We start from the raw sequence: 22,820 nt of genomic DNA on the forward strand, positions 1-22,820 counted from the left end.
TTCGGCCACGCCCCACGATGATCTTCGTTGGACGCTCTCGGCGGTGGCCCTTCGGGCGTCCTCACTCCGGCAGAGTGCGAGTGGTACAACCTCCCCCTTCGGCCCCACTGAAACGATGCCGCCCCCGGGGCACACGCTCCCCGGAGGCCTACAGCCGACGGGATGCAGGCTCCTTCCTGGTCGGCCGGGGATGACTGGCCTTCCCGCAAGTACTCCTCCTCCCGGCACCCGTTGTGAGGTGGTTTGAGCACCACTGGTCGCCCCCCATGCTCCTGGAGCGCCGATGACCGACGCGCTGGAACGGACGCCGCCGTTCTCCCCCCATGCCGGCAGAGCACCGAATCCAGCGGTCACCGCCGCAGTGGAGCAGTTCGGAGAATCGCTGGCCAGAAAACTGACCGGGGTCGGAGGAGCCGAACACCAGCTTCGCGGCCCCATGGAATCACTCCTCACACGGCTCGGCGTCTGCCTGGGACTGAACATCACCGCCTTCGACGAGGTCGAGCTCAAGGGAGCCAGGGTCCGACCCGACTACGCCGTGGACGTCGGAAGGTCAAGGATCGGCTATGTCGAGCTCAAAGCCCCGGGACGCGGGATTCCCGGAGCCGCCGGCTGGCGACCGAGCAAGCGGGAACGCGACCAGTTCCGAAAACTCGCCGCAAAACCCAACGTCATGTACACCGACGGCCTCACTTGGGGCCGATTCGTGTACGGCGAACCCGTCGGCTCTACTGTGCGTCTGACCGGCGGCCTCGATGACCCCGCCGGACCGCTGCGCCCCGCAGACCGTGCGTTCGAAACGCTCATCCGCGACTTCCTCACATGGGCGCCGACGCGACCGCGCTCTCTGCCCGAGCTCATCGGCATCATCGCCGGACTCTGCAGACTGCTCCGGGAAGAAGTACAAACGGTGCTGGCCGGACCATCCGAGCACGCGGCCCACGAGCACTTGACGCTTCTGGCGGGCGACTGGCGCCGACTCCTGTTCCCCGGACTCGACGATGAAGGCTTCGCCGACGCGTACGCCCAGACCATCGCCTACGCGCTCCTGCTCGCCCGGCTCGACGGCATCGGGTTCGAGGAGACGTCGCTCAACGAGATCGCCCGCAAGCTCGGCAAGAAGCACTCGCTCATCGGCCGTGCCCTCGCGGTGCTGACCGACAGCGACGTCACAGAAGAACTGCCGACCATCACCACCCTGCGCCAGGTGATCGCCCCTGTCGACTGGAACAAGCTCGACCACGGCCGCACCGATGTCTATTCAGAGCTCTATGAACGGTTCCTGGCCGACTACGACCCGAAACTCCGCAAGAAGAGCGGCTCGTACTACACCCCTCAGCCCGTCGCCGGCGCCATGGTCGATTTCGTCGACAAGGTACTGCGGACGCGCATGGGGCGGGGCTGGGGGATCGCGTCCGACGATGTGACGGTCGTGGACCCCGCGATGGGGACCGGGACCTTCTTGGTCGAGGTCATTCGCTCCGTCGCCGGAACGATCGATGCCAAACAGGGGACCGGCGCCAGGCCCGACCGCCTGCGCGACCTGTTCGCCGAGCGGCTCGTCGGCTTCGAGATCCAGGTCGCACCGTACGCGATTGCGGAACTGCGCCTCCACCAGGCGCTGAAGAACCGGTTCGATACGGAGATCCCGGCCACCGAGGTCCGCTTCCTCACCGATGCGTTGGAGGACCCGACGGCGACACAGGAGTGGATCAGTGCGGCCTACAGGCCCATCGAGCGCTCCCGCCAAGAGGCGAACCGGATCAAACGAGAGCAGCCGGTGATGGTGGTCATCGGCAATCCTCCGCACGTGGAGAACACCAGGGGGACGGCAGAGTGGATCGAGCGGCGGCGCGATCCGCTGCACCAACCTCCTCAGGTTCAGAGTCGCCCGTCCCTCGACGAGTTCCGGACCGACGGCAACGCCCGCTACACCTCGGATCTTCACGGCCTGCCGTGGCTCTACTGGAGATGGGCCATCTGGAAGGTCTTCGAGGCCCACCCCGACAGTCCCGCCGGCGCCATCGCCTTCATCACCCCGGCGAGCCTGATCGATGGGAAGGCGTTCGAAGGGGTGCGGGAGTACCTGCGAAGGGTCTGCGACGAAGGCTGGTTGATCGACCTTTCGCCCGAGGGAAATCGCCCCGAGGCCGGTACACGGGTGTTCGGCCCAGGCGTCGGCAGGCGGCTGTGCATCGCGGTGTTCGCCCGCTATGGCCCTTCGCAACCCGACACCCCCGCAGATGTTCACCACATCCGGCTCCATGGCGCCGCCCGCGAGAAGATCGCGAGCCTGAGAAGCTTAGACCCGCATGGTCCCGAGTGGGACTCGGCTCCTATGCAACGACGAGCAGGGTTCCAACCATCCGCCCGACGAGCATGGCTCGACCACCCCGCCCTCGGTCAGCTCATGCCGTGGAGGACGCGCGGGGTGACAACGGGACGCGCATGGGTGTACGCGCCTCACCAGGACGTCCTGCAGCGGCGCTGGGAGAACCTTCTCAGCGCAGAGGGTGAGGCGCGCAGGGTCCGATTCAAGGAAGGACGCGACCGAAAGGTCGACCGCCCTGAGGCTCCCCTGCCCGGCTTCCCCCCTCTCACTCATACGATCGCCGATGAGGACTCCGCGATGGCCCCGCCCATACGCGCCGCGTACCGATCCTTCGACCGCCAGTGGGTGATTCCGGACAACAGATTGATCGAGATGCCGCGCCCTCCGCTGTGGTCCACACGATCCGATCAACAGGTCTATGTCTCCACGCAGGACAGCCACCCCATCGAAAGCGGACCCGGGCTCGTCTTCACGTCCCTCATCCCCGACCTGGACCACTTCAACGTCCGTGCGGGCGGTGTCCACCCGCTGTACCGCGACGCCGACGCGATGTCCCCTAACATGACACCGGGCCTCCTCAAACGCCTCAGCAACCGTCTGGGGATCGCCGTCAGCGCCGGAGACGTCCTTGCCTACATCGCGGCAGTGGTCGCCCATCCCGGCTATACCCGACGGTTTCGCGCCGACCTTCGGACACCGGGCATTCGAGTCCCCCTGACCGGACGGTCCCAGCTGTGGGCCGAGGCGGTCGAGGTCGGTCGCCGAGTGCTATGGCTCCATACCTTCGGCGAACGGTTCGTCGATCCTGCTGCCGACCGCCCGGAAGGGGCCCTCGCGATCGCAGAACGGGCCGGTGTCAGAGTCCTCCAGCCGATAAGGCGGGTGCCTGCCGAGGTTCCCGAGCGCCCGCGAGAGGGCGAACAGGTATTACGGGTGGGAGAGGGGGCGATCGACCGTGTCTCGCCCGCCGTCTACGACTTCGACGTCGGTGGCATGGCCGTCGTCCGGCACTGGTTCGGCTATCGAGTGCGCGACCCTCGCGCGAAGAAGAGAACGTCCCCGTTGGACTCGATCAACGTGACGCACTGGGACAGCCGACTCACCGACGATCTCCTGGGGCTCCTCGGTGTCGTCACGGAATGCGTCGCTCTCGCCCCGCTCCAAGACGATCTACTGGAGCGGATCTGTGACGGCCCCACGATCGCGGGCACAGAGTTGCCCGACCCGGCTTCGGCCGCCAGCGCCCCGCCGAAGGCGCGGAACGGCCCATCCCCCCTCTTCGAGTGAGTCGAGGGCCTGAGGCCGAGTGCTCCTCGTCGATCAGTGTCCTGAGAGTCCGGCGTACACCGGCCGATGGAAGGGAGGGACGGAAGGCACATGCCTCCCGCCCCTCTCCGAGGTCACATGTCGGCCCGGGTCAGACCTTGCGCCATTCGGGGACCCAGGAGCCGTCTTCGTCGACGGTGTAGTCGCCGAAGAGGGCCGGGGCCTCCTGCTTGAGGAGCTCGCCGACCTTGCCGAACAGCAGGCGGATCTCCTCTTCGGCGCCGGGGGCGGTGCGGGCCTCGATGGTGTGGCGCAGGGTGCGGACGTTGGCGGTCCACACCAGGCCGGTGGCCACGCCCTCAGGGGCGAAGCGGCGCATGAACGAGGTCTTGTGCTTCTTGTCGGCGAACTTCTTGCCCTCTTCGTCGAGCTCGAAGTGGTCGGCCATCCAGAGCTGGAACTCCTCCATGCGCTGCAGCATGTCGGCGGCCCGCTCCATCAGCTCCGGGTCCTCCTGGGCCCACTCGGGGAACCAGAACGGCAGGTCGGTCAGGCGCACGAAGCGCAGCGACTCCTGGGAGACCGCCACGCCGGGCCGGTGCCGGATCAGCTCGTGCGTGAGGACGCGGCTGACGTTGTGCAGGACGAAGCTGAAGCTGACGTGCTCCAGGACCGACCCGTGCAGGCTGCGCAGGATGTTGGTCAGGTAGGCGTCCTGGTCGGTCCGCACCCGCGTGACGTTCGGGTTCAGGCCCGGCTCCCAGGAGCGGTAGCACAGGCGCCCGGCGAACTCGGCGAGGTTCTGCGGGTCGTTGAGGTGGGCGTCGAGGTCGCCCCGGTCGAACCGCTCCAACCACGTGTCCCCGCCGACGTCGGCGAGGTACCGCGCCACCTCGCCGTAGTCCAGCTGCGGCTTGGCGACCAGGTGGACCTCGGGCTCGACCTGCTTCATCGTGCTCCCCCTCGACAAACGCTGTCGGCCGCGGAGGACCGCCTGCCCCCGGGCCGAGTCGACCTTACCGGCCCACGGGGACGGCCCGGGACGGCGCAGGACGGCGCAGGGCGGCACGAGACGGTCCCGGTGCCGAGCGGAGGCGGGGCGGTGCCAGGGCGCCGAGCGGGGGCGCCCCGGGGAACGGCCGTCAGGAGCCGTCGGCACCACCGGAGCCGCCGGGCAGGTACGGCGCCAGGGCCTCGGGGCCGGCGAAGTCGCCTCCCTGGGGGCCTCCGTGCCAGAACGGGTCGTCGTCCGGGAACTCCCCGGAGTACACCGCCGCGTCGTCCACCGGCTTGTACCCCAGCTCACTCTCCCCCACCGTGAGGTCCCAGAAGCGGCGCGCGTTGGCCGACACCGCGTAGGCGGCGACGAAGTTCACGTTGGCCGTGGTCAGCGCCGCCCTCACGAAGCCGACGCAGTCGCGCGGGCTCAGCCAGGTGGCCAGGTGCCGCGTCTCGGTGGGCTTCTCCTCGAAGGAGCCGATCCTCAGCGCGACCACCTGCATGCCGTAGGTGTCGGCGTAGAGCTGCCCCAGCGCCTCGGCCGCCACCTTGGTGACCCCGTAGAAGCCGTCCGGCCGGGGCGGCTCGTCCGGGAACACGTGGTGGTGGATGGGGTAGTTGCCGGTCACCCTGTTGCTGGAGGCCAGCACCACGCGCTCCACCGAGGCGCGGCGCGCCGCCTCCAGGACCGCCAGAGTGCCCTCGACGTTGGCCGTGAGGAGGTCGGGCAGCGGCGCCTCCTCGGCGAGCGCGGCCAGGTGCACGACCGCCTCGGCCCCCTCGAACGCCTTCACCAGCGCCTCGACATCGGTGATGTCGGCCTCGACGGCCGTCTCCCGGTCAGGGTCGGCGGGCTCGGGCAGCGGGGACCGATCGATGAGCACCAGGTGCTCCGCGTCGCCGAGTCCGTCGCGCACGGTGCGGCCGATCCGTCCCGCCGCTCCGGTGACGGCCACTCGTCCGAGTTGTGAATCCATATGTAGAAGCCTACGAGCGCCGCGCGCTTTCAGCATCGCGGACGCGGCCGAAGGCTTCCCCGGACCGTGGTGCGGAGGCGGGGGAACCGCCTCCGCACCACGGAACCGGAACAGGTCCTTCAGGGCCGACCGTCCGTCCTGGGGCCGGGCCGTGGCCCGGCCCCAGGACGGACGGCGCGCGGACCGTGCGCCCGGCTCAGGCCGTCCCGGCGGCCATGCGCAGCGCGCGCTGCACGATCTGCTCACCGACCTCGGCCGTGAGAATGGACTCAGGGTGGAACTGCACCGCCCACCTGCGCCGGTCCGGGTCCTCGATCGCCATGACGACCGGCTCGGGGCCGTCCTCCGTCACCGCGGTCACCCTGTACCCCTTCACCCGCTCGGGCGTGGAGTAGACCGAGTGGTACCGGGCCGCCTGGAAGAAGTTCCCCTTCCCCAGATCGCTGAGGAGCCGGCCGCCCATGACGCGCACCTGCCCCGGCTTGCCGTGCACCGGCTCCTTGAGGGTGAGAAGCTCCCCTCCCGCGTGCTCGACCATGGCCTGCAGCCCCAGGCACACCCCGAAGACCGGCAGGGAGCGCTCGCCCACGGCGTCGAGGAGGGCGTCGGTGCCGAAGTCGGAGGGCAGGCCCGGGCCGGGCGACAGCACCACGAGGTCGGGCGCCATCTCGTCGAGCAGCACCGGGTCGAATCCGTACCGGACCGTGGTGACCTCGGCGCCCTGGCGGCGGAAGTAGTCGGCGAGGGTGTTGACGAAGGAGTCCTCGTGGTCGACGAGCAGGACCCTCATCCCCGCGCCGGCGAGGGGCGCGGGCTCGGCGGCGTCCGAACCGGCCTCGGGGGCCGCCTCCTCGCTGCTCTGCCGGCTCTCCTCCCGGACCTCCTCCTCGACCTCCTTGAGCGTCTCCAGCAGCGCGCGCGCCTTGAGGAAGGTCTCCCGCTCCTCGGCCTCGGGGTCGGAGTCGTACAGCAGCGTCGCTCCGGCCCGGATCGTCGCCACACCGTCGCGGATCTGTGCGGTGCGCAGGGTCAGCCCCGTGTTCATCGAGCCGTCGAAGCCGATGACGCCCACGGCGCCGCCGTACCAGCGGCGCGGGGAGGTCTCGTGGCGCTCGATGAACCGCATCGCCCAGGTCTTGGGGGCGCCGGTGACGGTGACGGCCCACATGTGGGTGAGGAAGGCGTCCAGGGCGTCGAACTCCGGGCGCAGCACGCCCTCGATGTGGTCGACGGTGTGGATGAGCCTGCTGTACATCTCGATCTGCCTGCGCCCGATCACCCGCACGCTCCCGGGCTCGCACACCCGCGACTTGTCGTTGCGGTCCACGTCGGTGCACATGGTCAGCTCCGACTCCTCCTTGAGGGAGGAGAGGAGCGCGCGGATGTTGTCGGCGTCGCCCAGGGGGTCCGCGCCGCGCTGAATGGTCCCGGAGATGGGGCAGGTCTCCACCCTGCGCCGGCCGTCGGCCCCGGCGCCCACGCGCACGAACATCTCGGGTGAGGCGCCGACCAGGTACTCGCCCTCGCCGAGGTTGAAGAAGAACTCGTAGGGGGCCGGGTTGCGCTCGCGCAGGCGCTCATAGAAGCGCGCGGGGGACGTGCAGGCGCCGTAGGTGCGGTGGCCGGGGACGACCTCGAACAGGTCCCCCCTGCGGAAGCGCTCCTTGGCCTCGGCCACGACCTTGGCGTAGGACCCCGGCTCGGGCTGCTCGGGGACCTGTACGGGGACGACCTCGGGGGTGGGGTCGGTGGTGCGCGGGAGGCCGTCGGTGGAGACCGGCTCGCCCCCGTCGGAGCCCGGGACGATGAACTCGTAGGTGTAGCGGTTGCACGTCTCGCGCTTGCGGTCGTGGACGATGACCTCGTCCGGGAGCTGAAGGACCAGGTCCCGGTCGCCGGGGTCGCGCTCCTGCACCCGCTCCACCGGCTCGAACTGGAAGGCCAGGTCGTAGCCGAACGCGCCGTACAGCCCCAGGTTGGGGTCCTCACCGGAGGAGAAGACCGCGACCAGGGAGCGCAGCACGGTGAAGACGCCGGGGCGGCGGCTGCGCTCCTCCTCGGTGAAGAAGGCCCCGGGGTCGGGCTCGGGCACGGCGACCGAGACCGTGGCGCCGTCCGCCCCCTCGACGGCCGTGGGGCCGTGCTCGGCCAGGGCCGCCGCCACCGCCGGCAGCAGCACGCGCCCCCGCGCGTTGAGGGCGGTGGCGCTGACCCGCCTGCCGCGCGCGGCCACCTCCAGGCAGGGGTCGACGTAGCCCAGGTGCCACCGGCTGTAGCGCCCCGGGTACTCCATGCCGGAGGAGAGCACGCCGCCGCGCCGCTCCTGCACGGCCGTGACGAGGGCGGTGAGAGCGGCCGGGTCGCAGGGGGATGCGGTGCGGCGGACGGCGATCCCGCCCGCGGTGGTATAGGCGGCGGGTCGGGCGTCGTTGCTGGGTTCCACGGGCGGTCCTTCATCGCGCTGGGCGGTCTGGGCTTCGGGCCGCCGCGCCGCCTGGCCGGGGCCGCGCCGTGCACGCGATGCGACCGCCGTCCGGGGCGGTCGCCGTGGCCTGTGGGAAGGGCTGAACTCGGAGCGCCGCCTAGGAGCGGCGCCACCACTGCCCGCGTGTGCGGGTGGTCTCCGGGTTCTGCATGTGCCGAAGTGTAGCGCGGGTGCGGGGGCGCGCGACAGTGACGCGGGCGCAGGAGGAGAAGAAAAAAGCACCGGGGCGATGCGCACGCCGGTGCGGCATGGTACGGTGACCCACTCGTGATGACGAAGATGGGCCAGACTCGTCCACTCAATATGGAGAGTACCAAGGCAATGGAGCAGAGTCAAAGCGCGGGCCACAACCCCCTCGCCGTGTCAATCCACGGCGAGCAGGAGTACGTCTCGGCGCTCTACGGCCACCTCGACGCCGAGCGCGCACACGTGCGGGACGCCTTCCTGCGCGCCCAGCGCAACGGCGCGGGCGGCCACGGCGCGCTCATGGACCGGGAGGCGAGCGTCGACGAGCAGGCGCGCCGGCTCACCCGGCTCGAGGCGGTCGAGGAAGGGCTGTGCTTCGGCCGCGTCGACCTGCGCGGGGACGGCCGCTCCCCCGGCGAGCGGCTGTACATCGGGCGCATCGGGCTGCGCGACGGCGACCGCGAGGTCGCCCTGGTGGACTGGCGCGCCCCGGCGGCGCGCCCCTTCTACTCCGCGACCCCGAGCGCCCCCGACGGCCTGGCCCGCAGGCGCCACCTGTACACCCGGCGCCGGACGGTGGTCGGCCTCGACGACGAGGTCTTCGATCTGGAAGGGCTGAGCGAGGACGACCGGCAGGGCCTGGTGGGCGAGGCCGCGCTGATGGCCTCGCTGCGGGCCGGCCGGACGGGCCGCATGCACGACATCGTCGCCACCATCCAGAGCGAGCAGGACCGGGTGATCCGCTCGTCCCTCCAGGGCGCCCTGGTGGTCCAGGGCGGCCCGGGCACCGGTAAGACCGTGGCCGCCCTGCACCGGGCCGCGTTCCTGCTGTACACCCATCGCGACCTGCTGGAGCGGCGCGGCGTGCTGGTGGTGGGCCCCAACCCGGTCTTCCTGCGCTACATCGGCCAGGTGCTCCCCTCGCTGGGCGAGACCGACGTGGTGATGACGACGCTCGGCGGGCTGTACCCGGGAGTGCGGGCCGAAGGGGCGGAGGGGCACCGCACCGCCGCCGTCAAAGGGTCGCTGAGAATGGCGACACTCGTCGAGGCCGCGGTGCGCGAGCGCCAGCGCGTGCCCGAGGGCGGCCTGTACATCACCGCCTCGGGCACGGATCTGTTCGTCTCCGAGGACACCTGCCGTTCCGTGCGGGACCGGGCGCGCGAGCTGGGGGTGAAGCACAACGCGGCGCGGACCTTCTTCGTCAGCGAGATGCTCACGGCCCTCGCCCAGGACCAGCACGACGTGCTGGAGCACTCGATCCGCGAGGCCGAGGAGGCGGCCGCCTGGGACGGCGCCTTCGCCGGCGTCCCCGAGATGGAGGACCCCGACGCCCCGCTGTGGACGGACGAGGACCTGCAGTCGGCAAGGGAGACCCTGTGGGAGGAGCCCGAGGTGCACAGGGCGCTCGACGCCCTGTGGCCGGACCTGTCCCCTGAGACGCTGATCGGTGAGCTCTTGAGCGACGGGGACAGACTGGCCGCGGCGGCCCGCGAGGCCGAACGCATCTCCCCCGGCGACGCCCTGTCCGGCGAGGACCTCGACGCGTTGCTGCGCCCTGAGGGGAGCCCGTGGACCGTGGGCGATGTCCCACTCCTGGACGAGGCGGCCGAGCTTCTGGGCGACGACGGCTCGGTCCGCCGCGCCCGGCAGCGGGAGGAGGCCCGGCGCCGGGCCGAGGCGGAGCGCTACGCCCAGGGGGTCCTGGAGGTCACCGGCCTCTCCGAGCAGAGGACGGCCGACGGCGACCTGGTCGTGGACGCGAACACGCTCTTCGAGCGCAACAGGTACGACGGCCCCGAGCGCACCACCGCAGAGCGCGCTGCGCAGGATCGCACCTGGGCTTATGGACACGTGATCGTGGACGAGGCCCAGGAGCTGTCGGAGATGGCCTGGCGGACGGTCATGCGGCGCATCCCCACGCGCTCGCTCACCGTCGTGGGCGACGTGGCCCAGACCGGAAGCGCGGCCGGGGCGTCCTCGTGGTCCTCGATGCTGGAGCGGCACGTCGGCGGCGGCCTCCACGAGGAGCGGCTGCTGGTCAACTACCGGACCCCTGCGGCGATCATGGAGGTGGCCGCCGCGGTCCTCAAGGAGGTGGCGCCGGACCAGGAGCCGCCGGAGTCGGTGCGCGAGGGCGACGAGCCGCCGCGGGCAGTGCGGGTCGCCCCCGGGGAGTGGGAGGAGCGGCTGCCCTTCGTCGCCCGGCAGGAGGTGCGGACCGTGCAGACCGCCGAGGGCGGCGAGCACGGCGACCCCGAAGGGGTGGCCGGCCGCGTGGCGGTGATCGTCCCCGACGCCCGCCACGGCGCCGTCGCGGCACTGCTGCCCGAAGCCGAGTCCCAGGCCTCGCCCGAGGTCCTGGACGCCCCGGTGGCGGTGCTCACCTGTGCCCAGGCCAAGGGGCTGGAGTTCGACTCGGTGGTGGTGGCCGCGCCGGACGAGATCCTGGACCAGTCGCCGCAGGGCGGGCGCGACCTGTACGTGGCGATCACGCGCGCCACGCGGCGGCTGACCGTGCTCCACGAGGCCGACCTGCCGACGATGCTCGCGGGGCTGGACGGGGCCTGAGGCTCCGGATGCGGACGGCCGGAGCGGGCGCGGGCGCGAACCGTGGCGTCCGCCCTCCGCACCCGCGGAACTTCCGGAATCCTCGGTAGGACCGGCGACCGAGGCAGGCGGCAGGTCGGTCCGGGGGCCGGCCGACGGGCGGATCGCGGGCGTTCGTCCCAGGGTGCGGCGCCGGTCGACGGAGCGTAACCCCGGTCGGGCAGCATGCGTGGTCCAGCGCCGCTCCCCGGCCGGGCGGAGGGGCACAGCGGCGGCAGGAACGAACCGACGGGGAACCACGTGACCGACAGCACCACCGTTCACCTGCTCCGGCACGGTCAGAGCGCCTTCAACGCGATCTACGACCGGACCGGCCGCGACCCGCTCATCGTCGATCCGGAGCTGACCCCCTTGGGCGTCTCCCAGGCGGCCGAGGCGGCGGCCGGTGTCCGGCGCCTCGCCCCCGACCTGGTGGTCACCTCCCCCCTCACCCGGGCGCTCCAGACGGCCCTCGGGGCGGCGGGCGGTCTGGGCGTGCCCATCGTCGTGGAGGCGCTGCACCGCGAGCACCTGGGCAACACCTGCGACATCGGCCGCCCGCCCCGGACCCTGGCCAAGGAATTCCCGTCCCTGGACTTCGGCCACCTTCCCGAGACGTGGTGGTACACGGGCCGCACCGATGAACGCGGCGTCGCCGTCGAGCCCGAGGCGGTCCTCCAGGAGCGCGTCGCGGCCTTCACGGAGTGGCTGGTGCACAGGACAGAGCGGTCCGTGCGGTCGGTGCGCTCCGTCCTGGTCGTGGGCCATGCGGAGTTCTTCGGGCGCCTCGGGCACCCGGGGATGCGCAACGGCGAGATCCGCGAATGGCGGGTCCCGGCGAAGGCCTGAGCAGCCTCACTGCGAGCCGCCTCCCCTGAGTCACCGGCCTTTGTTCCCGCCCGCCGGTCCCTCCCCCGTCTCTTCAGCTCCCCCGACGGAGGAGGGACCGGCTCCCCGCGCGTGCTGCGCGCGTCGGGCCACGGCGACCACCGGCCACTCCAGGAGTCCGGCCAGCAGGGCGGCGGCGAGGTAGGCGGGCCACATCTGCAGCGCGATCTGTGCGGGCGTCCCGGGGATCACGGTGAGCGTGTCCACGGCGGCCACCGCGGTCCCTGCCAGCAGGACGAGGACCGGCAGGACACGACCGGGCCGCGCCAGCAACAGGCCCGCCAGGGCGTACGCGAACCCGTAGCCGGGGAGCCCCCAGACCAGCAGCCAGACGGGAGGCTCGGCGGGGAGGAGGGCGGTGGCCACCGCCGCCGCGGCACCGGCCCCAAGGCCGAGGGAGAGCAGCAGGGCGCGCCCCCAGCGCGGACGATCGCCCTCCCGGCCCAGGCGGGCCTGGGCGGCCCATACGATCACGACGCCGAGCAGCAGGACCGGCCATGTCGCGACGAGCAGGGCCAGCCACGGCGTGCCGTCGGTGTAGCGCTCCCCTGCGACCACCACCTGGCGCGGGGGCCACACCAGTTCGGCGGCCAGCACCGCCGCACCGGTCACCCCGATGAGGGCAGCGGGCAGTCGCCTCTGAGAGCGGAGCGCGTGCGCCGCCAGGCCACAGGCGGCCGCCAGACCGATCGCTGCGGGAACCAGCCCGAGCGCGGCTTGGAGACCGTCGCGCGGCGGCGGGTAGCCGAGGACGAGCGCGGTTCCCCCGACTGCCGCGACGAAGGCGGCTCCGTACAGCGCGGAGGCGAGGACGGCCGCTGCACGCGGGCCGACGGCTGTGCGCGCGGGGCCCGGGTCCGTCGCCGTCACGTTCCCTCCCCTTCCTGTCCGGGCGTCCCGTCTCCGGTCGGCGCCTCCGCCTGTTCATCTGGCTCCGGCTCCGGTCCTCCCTCCGGCGCCTCCCCCGATCCCTCCTTGAGTGCCTCTTTGAAGAAGGCGACCGACCTGGTGAAGGTGTCGTCCACGGCCTCGGCATTGGCGGCCGGGTCGCCGCCGAGGTCCATCAGGGCGATGTCGGGGATGAGAGGGGCGGCGGTGGAGTAGGTGGAGGGCAGGTTCGGGACGCCCATGATGAGGTGGCCGGCCTCGGGGTGGACGACCCGCTCGGTGGGGAGTCCGGCGGCGTCCCGGCGTTCCTCCCCTTCGTCGGCCAGCCAGTGCGGCCACAACGCGTCCTGGGCGCCGGAGATGATCAGCACCGGGCCGTCGATGCGCTCGGTGGGAATGGTGGCCGCCTCTCGCTCCTGAGGCGTGGCCTGCTCCACCGCATTCTCCGCGCTCCAGTCCAGCCTCCACGGACGACCGAGGAACCCGGGCGCGGTGTCCCGCAGCGACATCGCCTGCGTCGGCGCAAGGTAGGGGAGGTCGTTCCCGTCGAGCGACCAGGAACCGCTCGCCGCCCCCGCTCCGGTCGGTCCCGGGGGCGCGTGGAAGACGTAGCTGGAACCGACCACGGACACCGCCGCATTCACGCGCCGGTCGTGCGCCCCGACGAGGAGGGCCAGCTCGCCCCCTTTGGAGGCCCCCATGACACCGACCCCCTCCCCGGAGACGTCGGGGTGTCCGCTCAGCAGGTCGACCGCGTCGAACGTGTACTCCAGAGGGATGGACTCGAGGGTCTCGGGGACGCCTTCCTCACCGAAGTAGGCGATGCTCAGGACCGCAAGGCCGTGGCTCGCCATGAGAGCGGCGAGGGACGGACTCGCCCGTCCGCCCTCCGAGCCTCCGAGGAGGAGGACGCCCGGGTGCGGGCCGGGGCCCGGCGGGAGGTAGAGGTCTCCTACGACGCCTTGGTCGTCGGTGCGTTCGGTGCGCACTCCGGGGGCGTGGAGCAGCCGCACGAATTCTTCCTCGGCCACCGTCCGGCCGCCCACGTCCACCCCGAAGGTGTAGGCGAGCTCGGGTCCCTCCCCCGGCACCGGGACCGGAGAACGGACGGGCTCGCCGTCGGGCAGGCGCAGCGAGCGCAGAAGGCCTTCAGCGTCGGCGTCGTCGTAGGTCCCCGCCTCGGGGGCCTGGGACGCCGGATCGACACGCCCTTCCTCGTCGCTGGTGAAAGAGGCCCATGAGGCCCAGTCCCTCCCCTGGGGGTCGGTGGCGTGGAGCCAGAGGACGGCCTCTTCCCCGGGCGGCAGGCCCTCGACGAGGAATTCGGCCGACGCATCGATCAGCGCCCCCTCCGGCCCGGTGCGCACGTCCGGTTCGGGGCCCTGGCCCGTCGTGCACGCCGTCAGGAGGAGTGCGCCGGGTGCCGCTGCCGCCGCCGCGCGCGCCCATCGCCGCATACCGCCGTCCCCTTCCGCCTCGGACTCCGCCTCAGACGCCGGTCGGGTCGCGAGTGTTCCGCCTCTCGCACCGGAAGGTTCAAGCGACGCCCGGTTGAACCGGCGCACGGGCCCGAGTGCATTGCAGCCTCGCGTCGATCCTCTGTCGGAGGCCGGTGAGCGACAAGGGACCCTGTCGGACATTCGGTGGCCGGACCTGGCAGAGGCAGCCGTCAGCCCTGAGGGCGCGGCCACGATGGGATGTACGGGCCGGCGAAAGCGGCGGCCATCGCGGCTCCGGCGGCTAGATCCTCACGTAGCGCGAGGCCTTCTTCATGGTCCACCCCGCGAACGTGATCGCGACCTTCGCCGGGTAGCGGGCCGTTCCCATCTTGGCGACCCACTTCTCGGCGCCCCGCACATGCCGCGTGAACGGCTGGCCCGCCCCGAGGGTCCCCTCGCACCGCTCGGCCAGCCGGCCCAGGTCGGCCCTCGCGCCGGAGAACTCCCCCCTCATCGCGCGGGCGAGCGCCAGGTCGAACCGGGCGGCGAGGACCAGGTAGTGCTCCTCTCCGAAGCCCCGCACCTGCCGCTCCCGGATACGGCGGTACACGTCCTCCGCTTCCTCGTCCTGGTAGGCCGCCTTCAGGATGCCGCCCAGCAGCGCCTCGCTGCGCAGGGTGTCCGGGTGGTCGGGTCCGAGGTCCTCCCCCTGGTCGGCCGCCACGGCCTTGATGGTCCCGACGGCCTCGGGCCACCTGCCCCTGCGGACGGTCACCCACGCCAGGGCCGTCCACGCGCGGTACCACACGCGCAGGTGGTCGTCGCTCACGGACCGCTCCGAAGGTGGAGCGGGATCGATCGCCCCGCTCCGCTTCATCCGCCGGAGGACCCGGTCGACCGTGTCCTCCGCCTGCCGCACCCTGCGCCGCCCCGGCGTCTCCAGCGCCACGAGCCCTCTGCCGACGTCCGCGCGCAGCAGGACGCCGGGAACCCCCGCGTAGCGGTCGGCGATCCTCGTGAACGCCTCCCATTCCTGCTCGACCTCATGCCCGGACCAGAAGTCGAGCGCGTCCAGCGCGAGGGCGGACGCCTGCCCGTCGCGCATGTCGCACCGCAACGCCGCCCCCAGCCCGGGGCTGATCGCCACGCGGGCGTCGGGACCGGTGCCGCGCACGGTGACGAGGCCGCGCTCCTCCAGGAATTCGGCCGACGAGAAATCGAGCCGCGCGGCCGCCGACGGGGAATCGCGGTCCGGCCTGTGCACCACGGCGCACCAGCGCCGGGGAACTCCCCCCTTCACCCGGTCCGCCTCCACCGCGGCCAGCAGCTGCAGGACCTCCTGGTGCCTGCCTGCCGCAGGCTCACCGGTGAGGCCGTCCAGGCGCCTCCACCATACGGCCGGCCCCTCCGGCCGGTGCTCCCCCTCCGCGAGCCCCGAGGCGACCGCGTGCAGGCGCTTGGGAAGCCCGCGGCACGCGCGGACGGCGGCCTCCAGGGCCCGGCCCTCGGCGGCGTCGCGCGGCGGTACGCGCTCGTGCAGGAAGGCGTAGGCCGCCCCCGGGGCGAGGGGGTCGACGGTGTGCCGCCGGGCGCCCTCCACGGCCCTGGCCGCCCCGGAGCGCCCCGTCAGGAGCACACGGCAGGCGCCGCCCAAGTGCTCCCAGCCTCTCGCCGCCGCCGCTTCCGCCCCGTTTCCCTGCGGGCCGCCGTCGGCGTCGTCGATGACGATGAGCACAGGGGCCCCGTGGTCCCCGATCACCTCCCGGGCCCAGGCGATCCCGTCGGCAGGCGCCCCCCGCAGGAACTTCGCCGCCTTCTCGCCCGTGTGGCCCCGCAGGCGGCAGGCGACTCCGAGCAACCCGTGCAGCCGCTGCCGGGGCCTGATCCAGTACACCTGCCATCCGAGTTCCCGGCGGACCCTGCCGGCCACGGAGGCGGCCGCGGCGGAGGCCCCCGCCCCCGCGGGCCCGTGCAGCAGGTGCGCCCCCGGTTCCTCCCTGAGGGCCTGGACGACGCGCTCGATGAGCCCGTCGCGATGGACGAGGCCTCGTTCAGAGACAGGCGGCGACACGTCGATGTACGGAAGCCCCCCGTCCGGCCCCAAGGTGCCGAAACGCTCGCCGCCGTAGAAGTGCATCCCTCCGGAAACGCTTCCGATCTGGAATGACTGACCCTCGTTCGCGCCCACGTGATTTCCCGCGTGATTGCGCACGTCCTCCGGTTCGGGCATCAACGCCTCTTGGGTCGCTGGCGACTCGGCACGCTCGGAGGACCGACGCTAAGGCCTCCGGGAGACGGACGGACACCGATCAGGAAATCGATCCGGTACGCGCCGGGAGAAGGCCCCCACCACATCTCCCGCCCCTCAGATTCCGGCACTCAGAGGGCACCGGCTCGGCGCTCATGGAATTCCGTCACAGGTGAGGCGTAGCGTCGCGGTATGTGCCGCAACATTCGCCGGCTGCACAACATGGAGCCGCCGGTCACCGACGAAGAGATCAGAGCCGCCGCTGTGCAGTACGTACGCAAGGTGAGCGGCTCGACCGCGCCCTCGGCCCGGAACGAGGAGGTGTTCGAGGCGGCGGTGGAGGCGGTCGCCGCAGCCACCGCAGAGCTCTTGGAAGGGCTCACCACCTCCGCGCCGCCGCGTTCACGCGAGGAGGAGGCGCGCAAGCGCAGGGAGCGCTACCAGAAGCGGTTCGAGGCCGCCACGGAGTGAGTCCCCGCGCGAAGGGACCGGCCGCCTCAAGCGGCCCGAGCCACGGGCCCTCCGGGCCGGGACCGTGCGCCGACCTGCCCGGTTCTCAGAGAAGCCATGCCGGTGAGGCAGGAACCGGCGCGCGCCGCGAAGCGCCCGGCGCCACCGCCCTGACGGAGGCGGTCGACTCCTCCCCGTTCATGAAGAGGAGGAGGTCAGCGCCCCCACCACCGCGTCGGTGAGGTCGTCGATCACCACCTCGTCGGCGACCTCCGGGTTCTCCAGCAGCCACTCCCCTGCCGCCTGGACCATTCCGACCACCGAGTGGGCCACGATCTGCGCCCTCAGCGGTTCGAGGACGTGCCCCTCGGAGACCAGCATTCCGGCCAGCTCCTCGCCCAGGCGCCGCACCATCATCCCGACGTCGCCGCGGGTCTTCGGGTCCTCGGAGGTGGCGCGGTCCATCAGGAAGCGGTACAGGTTCAGGTTCCTGCGGATCATCTGCAGGTAGGCCCCGACCGTGGCGCGCGCCCGGAGCCGCAGGGTCTCCCCGCCGTGCAGCTCGGCGCGGATGCGCTCGATGAGCGGGTCGACGTGCCGCTCGGCCAGCGACCGGTAGAGCCCGCCCTTGTCGCCGAAGTGCCGGTACAGGATCGGCTTGCTGATGCCGGCCTCGGCGGCGATGGCGGACATGGGCGCGTCGGGGCCGTCGCGCTGGATCACCCGGTCGGCGGCGTCGAGGATCGCGCGCCGCCGCTCCGGGTCGCGCCCGCGCGCGGGCCGGGTCTGCTGTGCGGGTCGTAGGGCCACACCGCACGAGTGTAAAGCGCGCGGGCACGGTGCTCTGCTGTGCTCAGGCCGCGCTGTGCTCAGGCCGCACCGAAGTCCTTGGGGTCGATGACGATCCATGTCGCCTCGGCGCTCGCGATGCGCGCGCCCTCGTGGTCGAAGAGCGCGGTGGCGGTGAAGACCTTCCGCCCCTCGGAGCGCAGGAAGCGCCCCACGACGACGTGCGGGCTGCCGACCTCGGGCACGCGGTCCACGGCGGCGGTCATCCGCCCCAGCACCATGGGGCGCTGGTCGACGTCACTGGCCCAGCCGCCGGGGCAGTCGAGGGCCGCCCAGGCCGCTTCGGGGCCCGTGGTGCGCGGGTCGGTCCCCGCCAGGGAGGCGTCGGGTGTCCAGGGGGCGGCGACGAGCGAGCCGTCGGAGCCGGGGACCGGGCCAGCCAGCACCCGCAGGCCGTCGCCGTCGGCACGGTCGGGGCCGCAGACGAAGCACGCGGAGAACGGGTGGCCTCCGAAGCCGCGGAAGGCCTGCCGCGCCTCCTCGGCGGTCTCGGGGGCGACCGGGAGCAGGTCGGTGGCGGGCGCCTCGGCGGGCCGGGCCTCGGCCACCAGGGTCCCGCCGTCCATGAGCCGCAGCGGAGTGTCGGCTCCCGCGGGGACGACCTCCATGGGCGTCTCCAGCGGCGGGGGTGTGCGCAGGGTGACCTGCACGGCGGTGCTGCCCAGGCGGCGGGCGAGCAGCCCGGCGAGGTAGCCGCCGTTGGCGGAGCCGGGCGGGCCGTTGAAACGGCGCCCGACGGTCAGCTTTTCAGAGGCGTCATTGCCCGTGGAAACGCTCATGGTCACCCACATTAGGATGTGGGCCCCAAGGCGCCTGCCTCCGGGGGCCGCGTGCGCATCGCCGCCGTCGCGGGCCTGCATCGGAACCGGTGGGCGGCGGCTGAGGGCTGCTGAGCGGCGGCGGGCGGCCGCCTCAGGGGGCCTGACGCGAGCGGCGGAAGTGGAGCGCACTACACCGACACGGCCCCTCGCGTCCGAAAGAATCGTCACCATGAACGCCACTCCCCCTCCGTCCCCTCCCACCGAGGCCTCCTCCACTGAGAGGCCCGACGAAGAGCGGCCGGCCGGCCGTCTGGCCACCGGCATGCGCTCGCTGCTCTTCCTGGTCGTCGCCCTTCCGTGGGCCATGGCGGCGCTCCTGGTGCCCGCGTTACTCCTCGTAGGGTTCGTCACCGTTCCCATCGCCGGCCTGGGACTGCTGCTGGTCCCCGCGCTACTCCTCGGGCTGCGCCGATGGGCCGAGGTGGAAAGGCGGCGGGTCGGGCGCTTCCTCGGCGAGGAGATCGAGGTCCGCTACAACGCGCTCCCCCGAGGAAGGCTCGCGGCCTTCAAGACGGTCCTCTCCGACCCTCAGACGATCCGGGACCTGCGCTGGGTCGCGACGATGATCCTTCCCGGACTGCCCTTCGGCCTGCTCGGCCTCATCGGCCTGGTAGGGCTTCCGGCGACCGCGGTGGAGACGCTGCTGTGGTGGGCACTGCCAACGGCGTCGCTGACCATGCTCGGGACCGCGGTGACGTCCTGGCCGCTCGCGCTGACCCTGGGTCCGGCACAGCTCGCCCTGGTCGTGCTGCTGCTCTTGGCCGCGTCCCCGGCGGCGCGTCTGCACGCCCGCCTGTCGGCGCGGATGCTGGCGCCCTCGCGGGAAGCGCGTCTGGCCGAACGCGTCGAGACCCTGAGCCGGACGCGGGAGGGCGCGCTGGACGCGCACGCCTCCGAGCTGAGGCGCATCGAGCGCGACCTGCACGACGGGACGCAGGCGCGCCTGGTGGCCCTGGCGATGCGCCTGGGTCTGGCGCAGAAGGTCATCGGGGACGACCCGCAGGCGGCGGCCCGCCTGCTGTCCGAGGCGCAGAGCGGCGCCGAGGAGGCGATGACCGAGCTCAGGACGGTGGTGCGCTCCATCTACCCGCCGGTGCTGGCCGACCGCGGGCTCTCCGGCGCGGTGTCGGCGCTGGCCGCGGGCGCCCCGGTGCCCGTGGGGGTGGAGGCCTCCTCCCTGGGCGGCCTCCCGGCGGCGGTGGAGTCCACGGCCTACTTCGTGGTGGCCGAGGCGCTGACCAACGTGGCGCGCCACTCCGGCGCCGCCGGGGCGCAGGTGGAACTGGCCCGGGACGGGGCGGCCCTGGTGGTGCGGGTGCGCGACGACGGGCGCGGCGGCGTGGACGAGAGGCGCGGGACCGGGGTGGCCGGGATGCGGCGCCGGGTGGCGGCCCTGGACGGGTCCATCGCGGTCTCCAGCCCCGAGGGCGGGCCGACGCGGGTGGAGGCGGTACTGCCGTGCGGGTCGTGATCGTCGAGGACAACGCGGTGCTGATGGAGGGGCTGGACCTACTGCTGCGGGCGTCGGGCTTCGAGGTCGCCGCGAAGGCCTCCGAGCCGGAGGCGTTCCTGGAGGCGGTGCGCGCGCACCGGCCGGAGGCGGCGGTGGTCGACGTCCGGCTGCCGCCCTCGTTCACCGACGAGGGGCTGCAGGCGGCGCTGGCCGCGCGCGCGGAGCTGCCGGGCCTGCCCGTGCTGGTCTTCTCGCAGTACGTGGAGCAGGTGTACGCGCGCGAGCTGCTGGCCGACGGGGAGGGCGGCGTGGGCTACCTGCTCAAGGACCGGGTGTCGCGGGTCGACGACTTCCTGGACGCGCTGCGGAGGGTGGCCGCCGGCGGAACCGTCATCGACCCCGAGGCGGTGGCCCAGCTGCTGGCGCGGCGCACCGACCCGCTGGAGCGGCTCACCCCGCGCGAGCGCGAGGTGCTGGGACTGATGGCCGAGGGGCTGGGCAACCGGGAGATCGCCGATCGGCTGGTGGTCACCGAACGCGCGGTGCTCAAGCACATCGGCAACATCTTCACCAAGCTGGACCTGGGCCCGGACGACGGCGGGCACCGCCGTGTCCGGGCCGTGCTGGCCTACCTCGGATCCTGAGCCTGCCGGGGGCGGGCGTTCGGGCGCCCTCCCCGGCGCTCTTCAGGGCTTGTAGGCGATCGCGCCCATGAGGATGCGCTGGTGGGGCTCGAGGTCTTCGACCGCGGGCACGTCGGCGTCCGGGTCCTCGGGGTACCAGCGCTCAAGGAAGTCCAGGCCCGGCGGGACCAGGGGCAGGCCGAGGAAGTGCTCGCGGATGCGCTCGGGCGTGCGGATCCAGCCGTTGCCCAGGCTCTCCAGGCCGGCCCGCTCCATGGCCTTCTGCAGGTCCTCACCGGTGTCGACGAAGTCGGTGATGAACAGGTGGCTCCCCGAGGGCATGGCGTCGAGCAGGGTGCGGATCCACTCGTCGGGAAGCTCGTCGTCGTGGAAGTGCATGAGCAGCCCGACCACCATGAGGGCGATGGGGCGGTCGAAGTCCAGGAGGGCGCGCACGTCGGGGTTGTCGAGGATCTCCTGGGGGTTGCGGAAGTCGGCGGTGACCACGGTCGTGGTGTTGTTCTCGGCGAGCAGGGCCCTGCCGTGCGCGAGGACGATGGGGTCGTTGTCGACGTAGACCACGCGCGCGTTGGGGTTGATCTCCTGGGCGGCCTCGTGGGTGTTCTTCACGGTGGGCAGCCCGCTGCCGATGTCCAGGAACTGGTCGAGGCCGGCGGTGCGCGCGAGGTACTGCACGCCCCGGACGAGCGCGGCGCGGTTGTCCACGGCGCACTGGCTCGCGAGCGGGACGTACTTGACATAGAGGGCGGCGCCGTCGCGGTCGACCTGGAAGTTGTCCTTCCCTCCCAGGAGCGCGTCGTACACGCGGGCGATGGTCGGCTCCGTGGTCTGGATCTGAGGCGGACTCGTCGGCGCCCAGTCGGATGCCTTCGGGTTTCCGTCGGTGTCGGTCATCGGCGGTGCCCTTACCTGGTCGGGGGGAGGGGACAGTTCGGCGTCATCGTACGTCGCGGCTGTGATGCGTACCACCGATTCGGGGATTCGGGCCGACCGCACCTAGAGAACCGTGCGCGCCATTGGGAGGCGCCGCAGCACTTCGACCACGGCGAGGCTGACCACGAGGGTCGCCGCGGCGTAGCCGGTGGCCGCCGCAATGGCCAGGGGCCCTTGGGCCGGCATGCCGAGGAGGTCCCTCAGGGAGAACAGCACCATCACGTGCACCAGGTAGACGCCGAAGCTGGGGGCAGCGGCCCAGCGCGCACCGCGCGCCAGGAGCCCGGCCGCCGGGCGGGCGGACGAGGCCAGGCGCAGGCCGGCCTCCCTGAGGACCAGGAAGGCCCCTGCGGAGGCGAGGACGACCGGAGGCGAGAGGAAGTCGAAGACGTAGTCGGCCCCGGTCCCCCACTCCCCGGCCAGACCGGCCGCCACGCCGGCCCCGACCGCCGCGGCAGCGCTCCCGGTGATCAGGAGGGTCAGCCCCAGGCGCAGCGCGCGGGCGCCGGGCCCGGTGTGGAAGAGCAGCCACCCCAGCACGTAGTAGCCGACGAACGGGAGGAAGCGGTCGACGGCGGTGGTGCCGCCGACGCCGTCGATCACCCCGAGGGCCTGGTTCGCGGCGCCTAGGGCGACGGCGATGCCGGCGAACCACCACAGGGCATCGCGCGAGGAGGCGGAGACGAGCGTGCGCAGGAAGGGCGTGAAGAGGTAGAGGCCCGCGATGACGTAGAGGAAGTACAGGTGGATGCCGGGAGAGCCGGAGGCGGCCTGCACGGCGGCCTCGGTCAGGGTCAGGCCCGAGCGCCACATCTCCCAGCCCAGGTAGGCCGCGGTCCACACGAGCAGCGGGGGGCCGATGCGCAGCCAGCGCTTGCGGTAGAAGTCCGCGGGCGGCTCGTCCCTGCGGCCCAGGAGCAGGGCGCCGCTGATCATGATGAACAGCGGCACGCACCAGCGGAGCGCGGCGTCCGCGGCGGTGGCCGTCCACCACGAGGTGCTGCCCTGGTCCGCGTAGACCTCGGTGACCAGCGGCGAGTAGGCGTGGACGAGCACGACGGCGACCATCGCCGCCACCCGGGCGAGGTCGATCCAGGCGGTGGACGGCGCGGGGTGCGGCCGGGGCGGCCCGCCGGGGTCCGCGGTCGGCGCGGGGACCGCACGGCCCCCGTCCGCCGCACCGGCGCCGGAGGCGGGAGCGGAGGCGGCGGGCGCTGCGCGGATCTCGTCGACGTCCATGCCCAACCGATATCAGACCGTTATATAAAGAACGCGTCAACCCCGCCCACCGGGCCGCCCGGCCCGGCACCCCGGTCCGCCCTCCCCGCGAAGGGGGCGGCCGAATGCCGTACGCGATCGGAAGGTACCCGATT

At 72.5% G+C, this 22,820-nt stretch carries 16 protein-coding genes; 6 read left to right on the plus strand and 10 right to left on the minus strand.

Annotated elements, in window-relative coordinates:
* Nucleotides 1–283: 283 nt before the first annotated feature.
* Nucleotides 284–3,619 (plus strand): type ISP restriction/modification enzyme, encoded by a 3,336-nt coding sequence (locus tag D450_RS30160; RefSeq protein ID WP_083932628.1) that lies wholly within the window; start codon nucleotides 284–286, stop codon nucleotides 3,617–3,619.
* A gap of 130 nt (nucleotides 3,620–3,749) precedes the next feature.
* On the opposite strand, the gene thyX is transcribed toward D450_RS30160, so the two are convergent.
* The 3 genes from thyX to D450_RS0113740 form a co-directional block, all read right to left on the minus strand.
* Nucleotides 3,750–4,550: an FAD-dependent thymidylate synthase gene (gene thyX / locus D450_RS0113730; protein WP_017539243.1), complete on the minus strand. Its 801-nt coding sequence runs from the start codon at nucleotides 4,548–4,550 to the stop codon at nucleotides 3,750–3,752.
* Between the two features lie 190 nt (nucleotides 4,551–4,740).
* The gene (locus D450_RS0113735; protein WP_241483147.1) at nucleotides 4,741–5,574 is read right to left on the minus strand and encodes an NAD-dependent epimerase/dehydratase family protein; all 834 of its coding nucleotides are present in this window, start codon (nucleotides 5,572–5,574) and stop codon (nucleotides 4,741–4,743) included.
* 196 nt (nucleotides 5,575–5,770) lie between these two features.
* Nucleotides 5,771–8,017: an anthranilate synthase component I gene (locus D450_RS0113740; RefSeq protein ID WP_017539245.1), complete on the minus strand. Its 2,247-nt coding sequence runs from the start codon at nucleotides 8,015–8,017 to the stop codon at nucleotides 5,771–5,773.
* 402 nt (nucleotides 8,018–8,419) lie between these two features.
* Between D450_RS0113740 and D450_RS0113745 the strand changes: the two genes are divergently transcribed.
* Both D450_RS0113745 and D450_RS0113750 read left to right on the plus strand, forming a co-directional pair.
* The gene (locus D450_RS0113745; protein ID WP_017539246.1) at nucleotides 8,420–10,816 is read left to right on the plus strand and encodes a HelD family protein; all 2,397 of its coding nucleotides are present in this window, start codon (nucleotides 8,420–8,422) and stop codon (nucleotides 10,814–10,816) included.
* Between the two features lie 279 nt (nucleotides 10,817–11,095).
* Nucleotides 11,096–11,683: a histidine phosphatase family protein gene (locus tag D450_RS0113750; protein WP_017539247.1), complete on the plus strand. Its 588-nt coding sequence runs from the start codon at nucleotides 11,096–11,098 to the stop codon at nucleotides 11,681–11,683.
* A gap of 30 nt (nucleotides 11,684–11,713) precedes the next feature.
* Here the strand turns inward: D450_RS0113750 and D450_RS0113755 are convergent, their stop codons facing one another.
* The 3 genes from D450_RS0113755 to D450_RS0113765 all read right to left on the minus strand — a co-directional run bounded on the left by D450_RS0113755 (nucleotide 11,714) and on the right by D450_RS0113765 (nucleotide 16,186).
* Nucleotides 11,714–12,592 (minus strand): hypothetical protein, encoded by an 879-nt coding sequence (locus tag D450_RS0113755; RefSeq protein WP_017539248.1) that lies wholly within the window; start codon nucleotides 12,590–12,592, stop codon nucleotides 11,714–11,716.
* Nucleotides 12,589–14,067 (minus strand): acyl-CoA thioesterase/bile acid-CoA:amino acid N-acyltransferase family protein, encoded by a 1,479-nt coding sequence (locus D450_RS0113760; RefSeq protein WP_241483148.1) that lies wholly within the window; start codon nucleotides 14,065–14,067, stop codon nucleotides 12,589–12,591. Before D450_RS0113760 ends, D450_RS0113755 begins: the two co-directional genes overlap by 4 nt.
* Before the next feature lie 283 nt (nucleotides 14,068–14,350).
* On the minus strand, nucleotides 14,351–16,186 hold the full coding sequence (locus tag D450_RS0113765) for a tetratricopeptide repeat protein (RefSeq protein WP_026128541.1): 1,836 nt from the start codon (nucleotides 16,184–16,186) through the stop codon (nucleotides 14,351–14,353).
* 303 nt (nucleotides 16,187–16,489) lie between these two features.
* Here D450_RS0113765 and D450_RS0113770 point away from each other — a divergent pair, with 303 nt between their 5' ends.
* Complete coding sequence (locus D450_RS0113770; protein WP_017539250.1) at nucleotides 16,490–16,768, plus strand: DUF2277 domain-containing protein; 279 nt, start codon at nucleotides 16,490–16,492, stop codon at nucleotides 16,766–16,768.
* Between the two features lie 177 nt (nucleotides 16,769–16,945).
* Here D450_RS0113770 and D450_RS0113775 read toward each other — a convergent pair whose 3' ends face one another.
* Both D450_RS0113775 and D450_RS0113780 read right to left on the minus strand, forming a co-directional pair.
* Complete coding sequence (locus D450_RS0113775) at nucleotides 16,946–17,557, minus strand: TetR/AcrR family transcriptional regulator (protein ID WP_017539251.1); 612 nt, start codon at nucleotides 17,555–17,557, stop codon at nucleotides 16,946–16,948.
* A 59-nt stretch (nucleotides 17,558–17,616) separates the two neighbouring features.
* Nucleotides 17,617–18,387 (minus strand): hypothetical protein, encoded by a 771-nt coding sequence (locus D450_RS0113780; protein ID WP_017539252.1) that lies wholly within the window; start codon nucleotides 18,385–18,387, stop codon nucleotides 17,617–17,619.
* Between the two features lie 292 nt (nucleotides 18,388–18,679).
* Between D450_RS0113780 and D450_RS35190 the strand changes: the two genes are divergently transcribed.
* Together D450_RS35190 and D450_RS0113790 are read left to right on the plus strand one after the other, a co-directional pair.
* Nucleotides 18,680–19,888, plus strand: coding sequence for a sensor histidine kinase (locus D450_RS35190; protein ID WP_017539253.1), 1,209 nt, complete (start codon nucleotides 18,680–18,682; stop codon nucleotides 19,886–19,888).
* Entirely contained in the window at nucleotides 19,876–20,514 is a 639-nt protein-coding gene (locus tag D450_RS0113790) for a LuxR C-terminal-related transcriptional regulator (RefSeq protein ID WP_017539254.1), read from the plus strand. The genes D450_RS35190 and D450_RS0113790 overlap by 13 nt, the downstream gene beginning before the upstream one ends.
* Nucleotides 20,515–20,556: 42 nt before the next feature.
* On the opposite strand, the gene D450_RS0113795 is transcribed toward D450_RS0113790, so the two are convergent.
* A complete protein-coding gene (locus tag D450_RS0113795; protein ID WP_017539255.1) occupies nucleotides 20,557–21,408 on the minus strand; it encodes an SAM-dependent methyltransferase in 852 nt (283 codons plus the stop codon).
* Between the two features lie 102 nt (nucleotides 21,409–21,510).
* On the minus strand, nucleotides 21,511–22,686 hold the full coding sequence (locus tag D450_RS0113800; RefSeq protein WP_017539256.1) for an acyltransferase: 1,176 nt from the start codon (nucleotides 22,684–22,686) through the stop codon (nucleotides 21,511–21,513).
* Between the last annotated feature and the right edge of the window lie 134 nt (nucleotides 22,687–22,820).

The organism is Nocardiopsis halophila DSM 44494 (assembly GCF_000341245.1).
GTDB classification, from domain to species: domain Bacteria; phylum Actinomycetota; class Actinomycetes; order Streptosporangiales; family Streptosporangiaceae; genus Nocardiopsis_A; species Nocardiopsis_A halophila.

Excerpts from the sequence above, each read along its gene's own strand:
- D450_RS0113780 (WP_017539252.1), bottom strand. The coding sequence starts at position 18,387 with ATGTGGGTGACCATGAGCGTTTCCACGGGCAATGACGCCTCTGAAAAG.
- D450_RS0113770 (WP_017539250.1), top strand. The coding sequence starts at position 16,490 with ATGTGCCGCAACATTCGCCGGCTGCACAACATGGAGCCGCCGGTCACC.
- thyX (WP_017539243.1), bottom strand. The coding sequence starts at position 4,550 with ATGAAGCAGGTCGAGCCCGAGGTCCACCTGGTCGCCAAGCCGCAGCTG.
- D450_RS35190 (WP_017539253.1), top strand. The coding sequence starts at position 18,680 with ATGCGCTCGCTGCTCTTCCTGGTCGTCGCCCTTCCGTGGGCCATGGCG.
- D450_RS30160 (WP_083932628.1), top strand. The coding sequence starts at position 284 with ATGACCGACGCGCTGGAACGGACGCCGCCGTTCTCCCCCCATGCCGGC.
- D450_RS0113795 (WP_017539255.1), bottom strand. The coding sequence starts at position 21,408 with ATGACCGACACCGACGGAAACCCGAAGGCATCCGACTGGGCGCCGACG.
- D450_RS0113800 (WP_017539256.1), bottom strand. The coding sequence starts at position 22,686 with ATGGACGTCGACGAGATCCGCGCAGCGCCCGCCGCCTCCGCTCCCGCC.
- D450_RS0113765 (WP_026128541.1), bottom strand. The coding sequence starts at position 16,186 with ATGCACTTCTACGGCGGCGAGCGTTTCGGCACCTTGGGGCCGGACGGG.
- D450_RS0113760 (WP_241483148.1), bottom strand. The coding sequence starts at position 14,067 with ATGCGGCGATGGGCGCGCGCGGCGGCGGCAGCGGCACCCGGCGCACTC.
- D450_RS0113735 (WP_241483147.1), bottom strand. The coding sequence starts at position 5,574 with ATGGATTCACAACTCGGACGAGTGGCCGTCACCGGAGCGGCGGGACGG.